The sequence below is a fragment of the Curtobacterium sp. AB451 genome (genome assembly GCF_050585845.1).
In the GTDB taxonomy this organism is placed as follows: Bacteria; Actinomycetota; Actinomycetes; order Actinomycetales; family Microbacteriaceae; genus Curtobacterium.
On record NZ_JBOBQG010000004.1, the window covers coordinates 309,930 to 322,623 of the forward strand.

The window sequence follows — 12,694 nt, forward strand, 5'->3', positions numbered from 1 at the left end:
CCCTCTCCCTTGCAGGACGGCGCAGTTCCGCCAACGCACGAGGGCCGCCCACCGGTTGCCCGGCGGACGGCCCTCTCCCTTGCACCAAGAGTGTCCTGCAATCACATTCCACAGGCGGTGCCACAGCAAACACTGCCTGCAGGGATGACTGTATAACGAACGGGTAACGGCGCGCTAGCGGACGCGGCGGTCGTTCGCTGCGAGTTCACCAAGAAGCAGCGATCAGGATCAGAAGAGGTCGGGCGACGGCGTCGAGGCGTAGCGCACCGCGACGTCCGCGTGCCGGTCGAAGCGGTAGCCCACCCCGCGCACGGTGCGGACGATCTCCTCGAAGGCGCCGAGCTTCGACCGGAGCCGTCGGACGTGCACGTCGATCGTCCGCTCGTTCGGGGTCTCGTCCTCGCCGTCGGACCAGAGCCCGTCGATGATCGCCGAGCGGTCCACCGTCTGGCCCTCGCGCAGCACGAGGAACTGCAGGAGCTCGAACTCCTTGTAGGTCAGGGGCGCGGCCTCGCCGTCGAGGGTGACGCGCTTGCGGGAGATGTCGATGACGACGCCGGTCTCCTCGGGCTCGGGCTTCTCCGCCTGCTTGCGGGCGGCCACGGCGGAGCGGTCCTGCAGGGCGAGCCGCACGACGTCGACGTCACGGCCGCCGGAGCCCTCGGCGGCGACGGCCACCGCGGCGTAGGTCTCGGACGTCGGCACGAGCTGCGCGGTGAGGGCCTTGAGCTGCTCGACGACCGCGGCGAGCGTCGTGCCGGCCGCGGCGGCCTTCGCCTCGTCGATGCCCACGTACAGGGCGAAGCCACGGGCCTCGGTTCCCTCGGGCAGGGCGCGGTTGCGCTGCGGGGCGACGACCGGGCTCGTCGGCACGCCGGCGGCGACGGGCGGGGCGGCGGGCTGGCGACGCGGACGGAGCGGGGTGACGGTACCGAGGTCGGTCGGCGCGGGGGCTGCGGTGCGGAGGGTGGTGCGGGGCTGGGCGATGGTGAGCGACATGGCGGTTCTCCGGGCGATGTGGCTGCGGTGTCGAGGTGTGCCGCGGCCGTGTCGAATGCGTCGGTCCGGGTACGGCGAGTGCCGTGGTGCCCTGCGGTCCTGCTGCGGACCGGGGCCGACCCGGGGGTACGGGGACGGACCTCGTGACGTGGTGCGTGTCGTCGACGTGGTCGTCACCCTGGGATCACGCTCGCGCGACGGGGGTGGTGTCGCGGGGGATCCGGCTGGAACGGGTGCTGATCAGGCACACATTCGACAACGCATGACGGCCATGGCCGGCATCATCATGCCGGCGGTCCCCAGTGCCTCGGAGAGGACGCGGGTGGACACGGTTGCAGTCATGGGACGAGTATCGGTGGGATACCAACGTCGTGTCAACCGTCCGCGCGGACGGTGCGTTCTGCGAACGCACGGGGAAGACAGACAGGAGGCGCGGTGCCAGCCGGCACCGCGCCTCCTGTCCGGTGGTGGTCGCGTCTACTCGGCGAGACCGTAGAGGCGGTCGCCCGCGTCACCGAGGCCCGGCACGATGTAGCCGTTCTCGTCGAGCTTCTCGTCGAGCGCGCCGAGCACGATCGAGACGTTGCGGTCGCCGACGGCGGCCTCGACCGCGGCGAGCCCCTCGGGGGCGCCGAGGATGCAGACGCACGTGACCTCTTCGGCGCCGCGGTCGAACAGGAAGTCGATCGCGGCCGCGAGGGTGCCGCCGGTCGCGAGCATCGGGTCGAGCACGAAGCACTGCCGGCCGGACAGGTCGTCGGGCAGGCGCTCGGCGTAGGTCTGCGGCTCGAGGGTCTCCTCGTTGCGCGCCATGCCGAGGAAGCCGACCTCGGCCGTCGGGACGAGCTTGACCATGCCCTCGAGCATGCCGAGTCCGGCACGCAGGATCGGCACGACGAGCGGGCGGGGCTTCGCGATGGAGACGCCCATGGTGTGCGCCACCGGGGTGTCGATCGGGGTCGCGGTGACCCGGACGTTGCGCGTCGCCTCGTACGCGAGGAGCGTGACGAGCTCCTCGGTGAGGGCGCGGAACGTGGGGGAGGGAGTGGTCCGGTCGCGGAGCACCGAGAGCTTGTGGGTGATGAGCGGGTGGTCGGCGACGTGGACTCGCATAGGGTCGAGCCTACCGTGCTGCCGACCGCCAGGAGGTCCCTGTGGAAGCACCCGCCGCCCGCCCGTTCGTCCCGGCGATGGAGCGCGCGCTCGACGAGGCGCGCGCCTGCCTCGCGACCGGGGACGTCCCCGTCGGCGCCGTCGTGCTCGACCGCGACGGCACGGTGGTCGCCGTCGGGCGGAACGAGCGCGAGGCGCGGCAGGACCCGACGGCGCACGCCGAGGTCCTCGCCCTGCGGGCAGCCGCGGCGGCGGTCGGCGACTGGCACCTGGAGGAGCACACCCTGGTGGTGACGCTCGAGCCGTGCCCGATGTGCGCCGGCGCGGTGATGGCGTCCCGGGTGCCGCGGATCGTGTTCGGTGCGTGGGACCCGAAGGCCGGCGCGAGCGGGAGCGTCTACGACATCGCGAGGGACCGCCGGCTCCCGCACCGGTCCGAGGTCATCGGCGGCGTGCTCGAGGGGGAGTGCGCCGCGCTGCTCGACGCGTTCTTCGCGGCGCGCCGCTGACCGGGCGGAGGCACGGTGGGCCGGAGGGGCCGGGGCGCAGCCCGGCGGCGACTCAGCTCCAGAGCACCGCGATCAGCACGTTGACGATCGCGAGCGCGCCGGCGGAGTGGAAGAACGGCAGCGCGGCCTTCGCCTTCGCCGCGCCGGCGTCCGCCCGCTTCTGGCGGGCACGGGCGACGAACGCGAGCACCAGGGCGACGGCGGCGATGACGAGCTTCACGCCGAGCTTGGCGTGGTTCGCGCCGCCGTCCTGGGTGGCGTCGATGATCCCCATCATCCCGAGGCCGGTGACGAGCTGCACGATGAGCCCGGTGATCGGCCAGGCGGTCTGGAAGCCGCCCTTGCGCCGCACCTGCACGAGGAACGCCCCGATGACGGCCGCGAGGCCGAGGAAGTGCAGGATGAGCAGGATGTTGAAGAGCGCCGACATGTCACCATCGTGGATGACCGGTCCCGGTGCCCGCCAGCAAGGTTCCCCTTAGTCCGCGGCGCGGATGACGATCGCCTCGGTGGGCGGCCGGGGTCCGGTCCGGAGGACGTCGGGCTCGACGTAGATCACCCGGGCGATCGGCACGGCCTGCCGCACCCGGTGCTCGACCGTGTCGATGCCGGCCGCCACGTCGCCCAGTCGTCGGTCGCCGTCGACCGCGACCTTGACGCCGACCATGAGCTCGTCGGGGCCGAGGTACAGGGTCTTGATGTGGATGATCGAGTCGACCTCGGGACCGTCGAGCACCGCGTGCTTGATGCGTTCGACGTCGGCGGCGGTGGCGCCCTCGCCGACGAGCAGGCTCTTCGTCTCGATGCCGAGCACGACCGCGACGGCGATGAGCAGCGCGGCGATGAGCATCGTGCCGATCGCGTCGAACAGCCCGTTGCCGGTGATGGCGGTGAGGCCGACGCCGAACAGTGCGAAGACGAGGCCGAGCAGGGCCGCGGTGTCCTCGAGCATGACGACGGGGAGCTCCGGTGCCTTGGCACGTCGGACGAACTGCACCCAGCTCTGCCGGCCCTTCTGCGGTCGGGCTTCCCGGAGCGCGGTGCGGAGGGAGAAGCCCTCGAGCCCGATCGCGATGACGAGCACCACCACCGGCAGCCACCAGTTCTCGAGCGGGTGCGGGTGGGTGGCCTTCTCGATGCCCTCGTAGAGCGAGAACACGCCGCCGACCGAGAACAGGATGATCGAGACGACGAAGGCGTAGACGTACCGCTCGCGTCCGTAGCCGAACGGGTGTTCTTCGTCGGCGGCACGGCGGGCGCGGCGGCCGCCCAGGAGCAGGAGGAGCTGGTTCGCGGAGTCGGCGAGTGAGTGGACGCCCTCGGCGAGCATCGACGCCGATCCGCTGATCGCCGCGGCGACGAACTTCACGATCGCGATGCCGACGTTCGCGCCGAGCGCGGCGAGGATCGCCTTCGTGCCTCCTGAAGCGCTCACAGCTGTCCCTTCTCCCGACCTGGAAGACGATCCTAGGCGAGGGCGCTCGGTAGGGTCTGGGGCATGACGATCGAACTGCCTCGCACCGCTCTGCTCGGCGTCGGCTCCATGTCCGGCGCGGTCCTCGACGGGCTGCTCGCTGCCGGTCTGGACCCCGCCACCGTGACCCTGACCACGAAGTCGGAGTCCTCGGCCGCGGCGCACCGGGAGCGTGGCCTCGACGCGACCGCGACCGACACCGACCCCGACGCGAACCGTGCCGCGGTCCGTGGCGCGTCGCTCGTCGTGCTCGGGGTGAAGCCCTACGCGATCGGGGAACTGCTCGACGAGGTGTCGGCCGACCTCGCACCAGGGACGGTCGTCGTGAGCGTCGCCGTCGGGACCACGACCGCCAGCATGGAGGCGCGGGTGCCGGCCGGGGTCCGCGTGGTCCGGGCGCTCCCGAACACCCCGATCGGCGTCGGCCGCGGGGTGACCGGGATCAGCGCCGGCCCGTCCGCCGACGCCGAGGCCGTCGCGCTCGCCTCGTCGGTGTTCGACGTCTCCGGCGTGGTGATCGAGGTGCCGGAGTCGCAGCTCGACGCCCTCTCCGCCGTGTCCGGGTCGGGTCCCGCCTACGTCTTCCTCCTCGTCGAGCAGTGGCAGCAGGCCGCCGAGTCCCTCGGGTTCACGGCCGAGCAGGCCGAGGCGATGGTCCAGGGCACGCTGCGAGGGGCGGTGGAACTCCTCGCCGCGTCCGGCAAGGAGCCGACCGTGCTGCGGAAGGCCGTCACGAGCCCGAAGGGCACCACCGAACGCGCCGTCGCGGTGCTGCAGGAGGCCGACCTCGCCGGGACGTTCGAGCGGGCGTCGCGCGCCGCGATCGCCCGCGCCGAGGAACTCTCCGAGGGCTAGCGGTCGACGGGCCGCCGACCAACAGCCAGCGTCCGGCGGGCCGCCGCCCGACGGGACGTCGGCCCGCGGGCTGCTGGTCCGAGGGTCAGCGACCCGCGGGCTGGTGGTCCGGGGCCCGGCGCTCCGGAACCACGACCTCGGCAGCCGGGGACGGCACGGTCGGCAGCGCGCGCCGGGCCCGGACCATCGCCCAGGCGACGAGGCCGCCCGCGAGCACGGTCAGGAGCGACCCGCCGATCGTCACCGCGTGGTCGAACGCGGCGCTCTGCGCGTTGCTCCACGGCGTCGCGGTGAGCGACCCGGTGAACACCGCGCCGAGCACCGTCCCGGCGATCGCGACACCGACGGCGGAGGCGACCTCGGACGACGTGTCCACCAGGGCCGCGCCGATGGTCGTGCGGTCCCCGGGCAGACCGCCGAGGACGTTCGTGCCGGCGACGACCCCGACGACCCGCATGCCCGCGGCGACGAGCACGAGTGCGAGGGCGATCCACCCGTAGCCGAGCGGCCCGAGCAGCGTGTACACCGCGAGTCCCACGACCACCGCGGCCGCGCTCGACCAGGCGGCGTGCCCGAGGCCGACCCGACGGACGAACGGCCCGACGAACGCGCTGCCGGCCACGAGCACGGCGACCTGCGGCAGCATGCCGAGCGCGGCGAGGGCCGGCGGCCACCCCCACGCCAGCTGGAGGTGCAGGGTCACCAGGTACCCGAGCCCGGCGACCGCGATGCCCGTGGCGGCCTTGTACGCGAGGCCACTCGACACCAGCGGCCGGGCGACGAGCGCGAGGTCGAGCAGCGGGTGCGCCGCGCGGCGCTGCCGGGCCGCGAACCACGCACCGCAGCCGAGGGCGCCGACCGTGGCCGCCCACGCCGTCCCGTCGGAGGGCCCGCCGTCGACGAAGCGCGTCGGCGCGACGAGGGCGAGGACGATCGTCGCCGTCCCGAGCACCGCGGACGTCCAGTCGACGGGGGCCCGGTGCAGCCCGCCCGGGTCGTCCGCGGCGACGCCGAGCCGGATCCCGATGAAGGCCAGCGCCGCGATCGGCACGTTGACGAGCAGGAGCACCTGCCACGGCCAGACGGCGAGGACGAGCCCACCGACCGTGGGGCCGACGGCGAGCCCGACGAGCCCCACGGTGGAGATGACCGTGATCGCGCGGACCCGCCGCTCGTCGTCGTCGAAGAGCCGGAACGCGAGGGCCATCGAGCCGGGGGTCGTCATCGCGGCCGCGATCCCGGTCGCGACCCGGACGGCGACGAGCCCGCCGACGGTCGTCACGAACGCGGTCGCGAGGCTCGCGAGGCCGAGGAGGACGAGCCCGGTGAGCATCACCCGTCGCCGGCCGTACCGGTCGGCGACGGCACCGGCGGCGAGCATCAGACCACCGAAGACGAGTGAGTACGCCGTCGTGACCCACTGCAGTCCCGTGGCTCCGGTGTGCAGCTCGCGAGAGATCGTGGGGAGGGCGACGTTCAGGACGGAGTTGTCGAGCATCTCGAACAGGAAGACCGCGGCGAGCCCGGCGAGGGCGACACGCGATCCGCGCAGGGATCGGGGAGAGTGGAGGCGACCGGCGTTCATGCGTCTAAGTTAAGTCACTCAACTCAGTCAGTCAACAAGCAAGGAGTCCGCATGCCCAGGAGCGCGCCCCGCGGGGGACCGGAGACCCGGGCCCGGATCGCCGAGACCGCGTCCGGCATGTTCGCGGAGCACGGGTTCGACGGCGTCACCGTCGCCCAGGTCGCATCGGCCGCCGGGGTGTCGAGCGTCACGGTGTTCAAGCACTTCCCGCGCAAGGAGGACCTCTTCCTCGACCGCTCCGCCGAGACGGTCGCGCTGTTCGTCGCCGCGGTCGAGGGCGTCGCACACGACGACGTGCTCGACACGCTCGAGGCGCTGACGCTCCGCGTCGCGGACGAGCGCGCGCCCGTCTCGGGACTCGCTCCCGGCGCCAGACGGTTCTTCCGGACCGTCGCGGACTCGCCGGCACTGCGGTCGCGGGCGCTCGAACTGGTAGCCGACGGGCAGCGCGCGCTCGGGGAGGCCGTCGGTGACCGGCTCCTCGCGGCGCTCTTCGTCGCGGGCTACGCCACCGTCTTCGTCCGGACGGCCGAGGCCGTCCTCGACGGCGAGGACGACGACACCGTCGTCGCAGCCCACCGTGCCGGTCTGACACGGCTCTTCCGCGCGCTGCGGGATGGGGTCCCGTCCGCGACGTGACCGGTCGACGGCCGGGAGGCGCGGTGCGGGGCCGCACCGCGCCTCCCGGCCGTCAGGGGGTCACTCCAGGGCGGCGAAGCGCTCCAGCGCGCGCTCCGTCCCGGAGACGATGATGACGTCGTTCTCCCCGATCACGCTCTCCGGGGTCGCCGGCACGAACGCCTCGCCCGGGGTCTTGATGCCGAGCACCGTCAGACCGAAGCGCGTGCGGATGACGGTGGTGGCGAGGTCCTTGCCACGCACCGACGCGGGCGGGAACATCTTGACGACGGCGAAGTCGTCGTCGAACTCGATGAAATCGAGCATCCGGCCGGACACCAGGTGCGCCGTGCGCTCACCCGCCTCGCGCTCCGGGTAGACGACGTGGTTCGCGCCGATCCGGGACAGGATCGTGCCGTGCGAACGGCTGATCGCCTTCGCCCAGATCTGCGGGATGCCGAGGTCGACGAGGTTCGCGGTGATCAGGACGCTCGACTCGAGGTCGCTGCCGGTGCCGACGACCGCGATCGGGAAGTCCTGCGCACCGATCTGCCGCAGCGCGTCGATGTCGGTCGCGTCCGCCTGCACCGCGTGCGTGACCCGGTCCGACCACTTCTGGACGAGTCCGGCGTCGGTGTCGACGACCAGGACCTCGCGGTCCTGGCGCTCGAGCTGTCCGGCGGTGGCGGCACCGAACCGGCCGAGGCCGATGACGAGCACGGGGGCGTCGTGGCTCACGGCGCCGAGCGGGTGCGGGCGGTTGCGGTCAGCCAACGATCGGCCTCTCCTCGGGGCGACGGAACAGTTGCCGGCTCTGGCTGGCGGCCAGTGCAGCGGCGATGGTCACTGTACCGACACGACCGAGGAACATCGTCGCCGCGAGCACGTACTTGCCGGACTCCGGCAGGGACGCGGACACCCCGGAGGACAACCCACACGTGGCGAACGCCGAGATCACCTCGAAGAGGACGCGGTCGAGGGACTCGTGGGTGATCTGCAGGAGCACGATCGTGGCGACGGCGACGATCGTGGCGCCCCAGAGGACGACGGCGACGGCCACACGCAGTACGTCGCTCGGGATGCGGCGGCCGAACGCCTCCATGCTCTGCCGTCCGCGCGCCTCGGCGACGGCCGCCAGGAAGAGCACCGCGAGCGTCGTGACCTTGATGCCGCCCGCGGTCGAGGCCGACCCGCCGCCGATGAACATGAGCATGTCCGTGACGAGCAGGCTCGAGCCGTTCAGCTGGTCGAAGTCGACGAGCGAGAAGCCGCCGGAGCGGGTCATGGTCGACAGGAAGAGGGCCTGGAACGCCGTGCGCCCGGCTCCTTCGCGGCCGAAGGTCGTCGGGTTGGACGCCTCGAGCGCGATGTACACGGCCGCGCCGCCGAGCAGCAGGACCGCGCTCGTCGCCAGCGTGAGCTTGACGTGGATCGGCCACCGGCGGGGCGTGCGGAGCTGCTTCGTGAGGGCGCGGATCACCGGGAAGCCGATCGAGCCGGCGACGACACCCACCATCAGCAGGGAGAGGAACCAGTAGTCGTGCGCGAACGGCTCGAGCCCGCTCGCGTTCGGCGAGAACCCGGTGTTCGTGAACGCCATCGCCGCGTAGTAGAACGAGTCGCCGACCGCCGTCCAGAACGGCATGCCGGCGATGAGCACGGACGGCAGCAGGAGCAGCCCGAGGACGATCTCGATCGAGAGCGTGCTCACCGCGACGGTCGCGAGCAGGGTACCCACCTCGCCGAGGCGGACCGCCTGCCCCTCGGGGACGGCGCCGTGGTGGGTCCGGAGCGGGTTCGAGTCGCCGGCGGCCATGAGCTTCGCGCGGAGGCCGAGCTTCCGCGTGACGAAGAGCCCGAGGATCGAGGCGAACGTCAGGACGCCCACCGCACCGATCTGCGTGCCGATGACCACGAGGGTCTTGCCGAACACCGACCAGTGCGTCGCCATGTCCACCGTCGCGAGCCCGGTCACGCAGACCACCGAGGCGGCCGTGAACAGCGCGTCCGCGAAGTGCGTCGACCGCCCGTCCGCCGCGGCCCACGGGGTCATGAACAGGCTCGTGAACACGAAGATGAGCGCCACGAACACCACGATCGCCAGGCGGGACGGCGACGAGCGCAGGGCGGTGCCCAGCCGGGAGGGCCGTCGACGCATCGTGTCCGCCGAGCGGGACGGCGGCTCGTGTCGGTCGAGCATCGTATGCCTCCGTGGACATGGGCAGGACGGTTCGTCATGGTACATCCGTGACGCCCCGGCTAGCCTTGCTGCATGGCCGACATCTTCAGCGTCGTGGCGGACCCCACCAGGCGTGAGCTGCTCGGGACGCTCCTGTCCGCGTACGGTTCCGACGTCACCGGCGGCGAACTCAGCGTCGGCCAGCTCGTCGAACGCCTGGGCGTCAGCCAGCCGACCGTGTCGAAGCACCTCCGCGTGCTCCGCGACATCGGTCTCGTCACCAGCCGCGAAGAGGGGCAGCACCGCTACTACCGGCTCGACCCGGAACCGCTCGTCGGCATCGAGGAGTGGGTCCTGCCGTTCACCGGCGCGGTGGACGCCGACGGCACCCCGGCCACCACGGCCTGGACGCTCGACGGGCAGCCGGTCTCGGTCCGGCGCTCGGGCGCGGCGGGCAAGGCCACCGTCGAGGTCGGCACCGAGCTCGGCCGGGTTATGGCCGAGGCGTCGTACCGCGCGACCGCGGCCCTGTCCGGTGCGCAGCAGGGCTGGGAACGGGTCGTCGACCGGAGCCGCAAGCGGTTCACCCGGCGGGGCGACGAGGACTGAGTCCGGCGGGGCGACGGCGACCGGGTCCGGCGGGGTGACCGGGCCTGTGTCCTCCCTGGACACCGGGTCGCACCGGCCCCTACAGTTGCCAGTGACCACACAGGTCACACCGAACATCCCGAAGGCGGACCATGACCGGCAGTTTCGACGACGTGCGCTTCCTCACCGTCGCTGAGGTCGCCGAGATGATGCGCGTCTCCAAGATGACCGTCTACCGCATGGTCCACGCGGGAGAACTCCCCGCCATCCGCTTCGGCCGGTCCTTCCGCGTCCCGGAGTCCGCCGTGGCGGATGTCCTGCGCGGCGGCATCGCCGACGTCGGCTAGGCGGGTCCGAACCGCGCCGTTCGACATCGCGTCAGCGCTCCGCTAGACTCGGCGGGGTTGTTTTTCCGCGGTCTCGTTGGCCCGGTGTCCACACAACATCAGTCCGAGTGAGGTCCGTTATGGGTTCTGTCATCAAGAAGCGCCGCAAGCGCATGGCGAAGAAGAAGCACCGCAAGCTGCTTCGCAAGACGCGCCACCAGCGTCGCAACAAGAAGTAAGTCCAGTACTTGCACCCGAAGCCCCGGTTCGCCGGGGCTTTCGTGTGTCCGGGGGCGGTGCGGCGAGGACGGTTAGGGTGGTCCCATGCCCGCCGTGACCCTGTTGACGAAGCCCGGCTGCCACCTCTGCGACGACGCCCGGCCGGTCGTCGAACGCGTCGTGGCGGAACACCCCGGGACGACCCTGCAGGAGCGCTCCATCCTCGACGACGACGCCCTCCGCGAGGAGTACGCAGAGGACATCCCCGTCGTCCTGGTCGACGGGCGTGTCCACAGCAACTGGCACGTCGACGCCGACCGGCTCCACCGTGCCCTCGAGAAGGCCGAGGCCCGCGCATGATCCACCACGTCGTCTCCTGGACCCTGCGCGAGGACGTCGACCGCGACGCCTCGATCGCCCGCGTCCGCGAACTCCTCACGGCCCTCGTCGACACCGTGCCGTCGATCCGGTCGCTCGAGGTCGTCGAGAACGTCGCCTACCCCGAGAAGAACAGCGACCTCGCCGTCGTGGCCACCTTCGACGACCTCGCCGGGCTCGACGACTACCAGGTGCACCCCGACCACCAGGCCGCGGCAGCGGAGATCCGCGGCCTCGTCTCGGGGCGGGCGGCCATCGACTGGCAGAGCTGAGCCGCGCCTCCGGGCCCGCGCCGCGCGCCGCGCTCGCGCGCCGCGCTCGCTTCGTGAGCAGAAATGGTCGCCTCCCGACTCGGGAAGCGACCATTTCTGCACACGAAGTGCGGGGGCCTACGGCGTGAGGCGCGTCGGGCCGCGGAACAGGTACGTGACCTCGCGGATGGACGGCTCGTGCAGCGCGAGCATGAGCACGCGCGCCAGGCCCATGCCGAACCCGCCGTGCGGCGGCACGCCGTAGCGGAAGAAGTCGAGGTACCAGCCGAGCTCCTCGGGGTCGAGGCCCTTCTCGACGGCCTGCGCCTCGAGGGTGTCCACGCGGTGCTCGCGCTGCGCACCCGTCGAGATCTCGGCACCGTTGAACAGCAGGTCGTAGCTGTTCGTGAGCGTCGGGTCGTCGGCGTGACGCATGTGGTAGTACGGCCGGATCGAGGCGTCGTAGTCGGTGACGAAGACGAACTCGGAGCCGTGCGTCTCCTTCGCCCAGGCGCTCACGCGACGCTCGCCCTCGGGGTCGAGGTCACCGTCGGCACGGACGACCTCGTAGCCGCTGTCGGCCACGATCTTCCGGGCCTCGGCCAGGGTCACGCGGGGGAACGGGGCGGTCGGCACGACGAACTCGAAGCCGAAGACCTCCTCGATCTCCGCGCCGTACTTCTCCTTGACGGCGGTGAAGCCGGCGACGAGGAGCTCCTCGTGCATCGCCATGACGTCCTCGTGCGACTCGACCCAGGAGATCTCGGCGTCGACGCTCGTGAACTCGGTCGCGTGGCGGCTCGTGAACGACGGGTCCGCGCGGAAGGCGTCCGCGATCTCGAACACCGCGCCGAAGCCGGCCGGCTGCGCCATCTGCTTGAAGTTCTGCGGCGACTGCGCGAGGTACGCGGTCGTCTCGAAGTACTCGAGCTGGAAGAGCTCGGCACGGGACTCCGACGCCGAGGCCATCAGCTTCGGGGTGTGGATCTCGATGTAGTCGCGCTCCACCCAGTACGTGCGGAACGCGTGCTCCATCGTCGTCTGGATGCGGAAGGTGAGGTTCTGCTTGCGGTTGCGCAGGTCGAGGAAGCGCCAGTCGAGCCGCTTGTCCAGCGAGGAGTCGTCCGCGATGGGAGTCTCGGGGATGGCGGCGCTGACGACGGTCAGCTCGCCGACCTTGACCTCGAGCCCGCCGAGCTTGACGCGCTCGTCGTGCTTCAGGGTGCCCTGCACGTGCACGAAGGTGCCGTGGGCGAGGCCGGAGATGGCCTCGGTCGTCGCCAGCGCGGCGGCGGAGGCGTCGTCGCCGTCGACCGCTTCGCGCGTGGCGGGGTTGACGAGCTGTGCGGCGCCGGACTCGTCACGGAGGACGACGAACTGCACCTTCTTCTGGTCTCGGACGGTTTCCACCCATCCGGCGACGGACACGGGGCCGTCGGGGCGTGCGGCGAGGTCGGCGATGCGGGTGCGTTCGATCACGGTGGTCGAGTCTACCGGGTGCGCCTCGGGCGCCGTCGTCGGGTGCGGTCGTCCCTCCACAGGTCGGCTTCCGTCCGGCGGCGTCCACAGGGCGGGCCCGGAGGCGCGGTTCGCCCCCGGC

At 71.9% G+C, this 12,694-nt stretch carries 16 protein-coding genes; 8 read left to right on the forward strand and 8 right to left on the reverse strand.

What is annotated here, in order from left to right:
• Positions 1–228: 228 nt before the first annotated feature.
• Positions 229–999, reverse strand: a complete 771-nt coding sequence (locus tag ACQXVK_RS11415; RefSeq protein ID WP_430853628.1) for a winged helix-turn-helix domain-containing protein — start codon at positions 997–999, stop codon at positions 229–231.
• Between the two features lie 477 nt (positions 1,000–1,476).
• Positions 1,477–2,112, reverse strand: coding sequence for a uracil phosphoribosyltransferase (upp, locus tag ACQXVK_RS11420; RefSeq protein WP_070418346.1), 636 nt, complete (start codon positions 2,110–2,112; stop codon positions 1,477–1,479).
• A 77-nt stretch (positions 2,113–2,189) separates the two neighbouring features.
• Here upp and ACQXVK_RS11425 point away from each other — a divergent pair, with 77 nt between their 5' ends.
• Positions 2,190–2,621 (forward strand): nucleoside deaminase, encoded by a 432-nt coding sequence (locus tag ACQXVK_RS11425; RefSeq protein WP_031261905.1) that lies wholly within the window; start codon positions 2,190–2,192, stop codon positions 2,619–2,621.
• A 52-nt stretch (positions 2,622–2,673) separates the two neighbouring features.
• On the opposite strand, the gene ACQXVK_RS11430 is transcribed toward ACQXVK_RS11425, so the two are convergent.
• Positions 2,674–3,051: a hypothetical protein gene (locus ACQXVK_RS11430; protein WP_430853629.1), complete on the reverse strand. Its 378-nt coding sequence runs from the start codon at positions 3,049–3,051 to the stop codon at positions 2,674–2,676.
• Between the two features lie 48 nt (positions 3,052–3,099).
• Positions 3,100–4,056 (reverse strand): cation diffusion facilitator family transporter, encoded by a 957-nt coding sequence (locus ACQXVK_RS11435; RefSeq protein ID WP_402269244.1) that lies wholly within the window; start codon positions 4,054–4,056, stop codon positions 3,100–3,102.
• Between the two features lie 63 nt (positions 4,057–4,119).
• Here ACQXVK_RS11435 and proC point away from each other — a divergent pair, with 63 nt between their 5' ends.
• Positions 4,120–4,950, forward strand: a complete 831-nt coding sequence (gene proC / locus ACQXVK_RS11440) for a pyrroline-5-carboxylate reductase (RefSeq protein WP_416394634.1) — start codon at positions 4,120–4,122, stop codon at positions 4,948–4,950.
• 85 nt (positions 4,951–5,035) lie between these two features.
• Here proC and ACQXVK_RS11445 read toward each other — a convergent pair whose 3' ends face one another.
• Positions 5,036–6,535 (reverse strand): MFS transporter, encoded by a 1,500-nt coding sequence (locus ACQXVK_RS11445; RefSeq protein WP_430853630.1) that lies wholly within the window; start codon positions 6,533–6,535, stop codon positions 5,036–5,038.
• A 51-nt stretch (positions 6,536–6,586) separates the two neighbouring features.
• On the opposite strand from ACQXVK_RS11445, the gene ACQXVK_RS11450 reads away from it, so the two are divergent.
• Complete coding sequence (locus ACQXVK_RS11450; RefSeq protein WP_430853631.1) at positions 6,587–7,174, forward strand: TetR/AcrR family transcriptional regulator; 588 nt, start codon at positions 6,587–6,589, stop codon at positions 7,172–7,174.
• Between the two features lie 60 nt (positions 7,175–7,234).
• Here the strand turns inward: ACQXVK_RS11450 and ACQXVK_RS11455 are convergent, their stop codons facing one another.
• Positions 7,235–7,927 (reverse strand): potassium channel family protein, encoded by a 693-nt coding sequence (locus tag ACQXVK_RS11455; RefSeq protein ID WP_022906569.1) that lies wholly within the window; start codon positions 7,925–7,927, stop codon positions 7,235–7,237.
• Positions 7,920–9,353: a TrkH family potassium uptake protein gene (locus tag ACQXVK_RS11460; RefSeq protein ID WP_022906570.1), complete on the reverse strand. Its 1,434-nt coding sequence runs from the start codon at positions 9,351–9,353 to the stop codon at positions 7,920–7,922. Before ACQXVK_RS11460 ends, ACQXVK_RS11455 begins: the two co-directional genes overlap by 8 nt.
• Before the next feature lie 72 nt (positions 9,354–9,425).
• Between ACQXVK_RS11460 and ACQXVK_RS11465 the strand changes: the two genes are divergently transcribed.
• The 5 genes from ACQXVK_RS11465 to ACQXVK_RS11485 all read left to right on the forward strand — a co-directional run bounded on the left by ACQXVK_RS11465 (position 9,426) and on the right by ACQXVK_RS11485 (position 11,115).
• Entirely contained in the window at positions 9,426–9,941 is a 516-nt protein-coding gene (locus ACQXVK_RS11465; RefSeq protein ID WP_083857910.1) for an ArsR/SmtB family transcription factor, read from the forward strand.
• 131 nt (positions 9,942–10,072) lie between these two features.
• A complete protein-coding gene (locus ACQXVK_RS11470; RefSeq protein WP_022902482.1) occupies positions 10,073–10,267 on the forward strand; it encodes a helix-turn-helix domain-containing protein in 195 nt (64 codons plus the stop codon).
• Positions 10,268–10,386: 119 nt separating this feature from the next.
• Positions 10,387–10,485, forward strand: a complete 99-nt coding sequence (locus ACQXVK_RS11475) for a 30S ribosomal protein bS22 (protein WP_003792170.1) — start codon at positions 10,387–10,389, stop codon at positions 10,483–10,485.
• Positions 10,486–10,570: 85 nt separating this feature from the next.
• Positions 10,571–10,825 (forward strand): glutaredoxin family protein, encoded by a 255-nt coding sequence (locus ACQXVK_RS11480; protein WP_022906572.1) that lies wholly within the window; start codon positions 10,571–10,573, stop codon positions 10,823–10,825.
• Complete coding sequence (locus ACQXVK_RS11485) at positions 10,822–11,115, forward strand: Dabb family protein (RefSeq protein ID WP_022906573.1); 294 nt, start codon at positions 10,822–10,824, stop codon at positions 11,113–11,115. Before ACQXVK_RS11480 ends, ACQXVK_RS11485 begins: the two co-directional genes overlap by 4 nt.
• Before the next feature lie 117 nt (positions 11,116–11,232).
• Here ACQXVK_RS11485 and aspS read toward each other — a convergent pair whose 3' ends face one another.
• Entirely contained in the window at positions 11,233–12,573 is a 1,341-nt protein-coding gene (gene aspS, locus ACQXVK_RS11490) for an aspartate--tRNA(Asn) ligase (protein WP_430853632.1), read from the reverse strand.
• Positions 12,574–12,694 lie beyond the last annotated feature (121 nt).

Excerpts from the sequence above, each read along its gene's own strand:
- ACQXVK_RS11415 (WP_430853628.1), bottom strand. The coding sequence starts at position 999 with ATGTCGCTCACCATCGCCCAGCCCCGCACCACCCTCCGCACCGCAGCC.
- ACQXVK_RS11450 (WP_430853631.1), top strand. The coding sequence starts at position 6,587 with ATGCCCAGGAGCGCGCCCCGCGGGGGACCGGAGACCCGGGCCCGGATC.
- ACQXVK_RS11475 (WP_003792170.1), top strand. The coding sequence starts at position 10,387 with ATGGGTTCTGTCATCAAGAAGCGCCGCAAGCGCATGGCGAAGAAGAAG.
- ACQXVK_RS11430 (WP_430853629.1), bottom strand. The coding sequence starts at position 3,051 with ATGTCGGCGCTCTTCAACATCCTGCTCATCCTGCACTTCCTCGGCCTC.
- ACQXVK_RS11470 (WP_022902482.1), top strand. The coding sequence starts at position 10,073 with ATGACCGGCAGTTTCGACGACGTGCGCTTCCTCACCGTCGCTGAGGTC.
- upp (WP_070418346.1), bottom strand. The coding sequence starts at position 2,112 with ATGCGAGTCCACGTCGCCGACCACCCGCTCATCACCCACAAGCTCTCG.
- ACQXVK_RS11460 (WP_022906570.1), bottom strand. The coding sequence starts at position 9,353 with ATGCTCGACCGACACGAGCCGCCGTCCCGCTCGGCGGACACGATGCGT.
- ACQXVK_RS11485 (WP_022906573.1), top strand. The coding sequence starts at position 10,822 with ATGATCCACCACGTCGTCTCCTGGACCCTGCGCGAGGACGTCGACCGC.
- ACQXVK_RS11445 (WP_430853630.1), bottom strand. The coding sequence starts at position 6,535 with ATGAACGCCGGTCGCCTCCACTCTCCCCGATCCCTGCGCGGATCGCGT.
- ACQXVK_RS11425 (WP_031261905.1), top strand. The coding sequence starts at position 2,190 with ATGGAGCGCGCGCTCGACGAGGCGCGCGCCTGCCTCGCGACCGGGGAC.
- proC (WP_416394634.1), top strand. The coding sequence starts at position 4,120 with ATGACGATCGAACTGCCTCGCACCGCTCTGCTCGGCGTCGGCTCCATG.
- ACQXVK_RS11465 (WP_083857910.1), top strand. The coding sequence starts at position 9,426 with ATGGCCGACATCTTCAGCGTCGTGGCGGACCCCACCAGGCGTGAGCTG.
- ACQXVK_RS11480 (WP_022906572.1), top strand. The coding sequence starts at position 10,571 with ATGCCCGCCGTGACCCTGTTGACGAAGCCCGGCTGCCACCTCTGCGAC.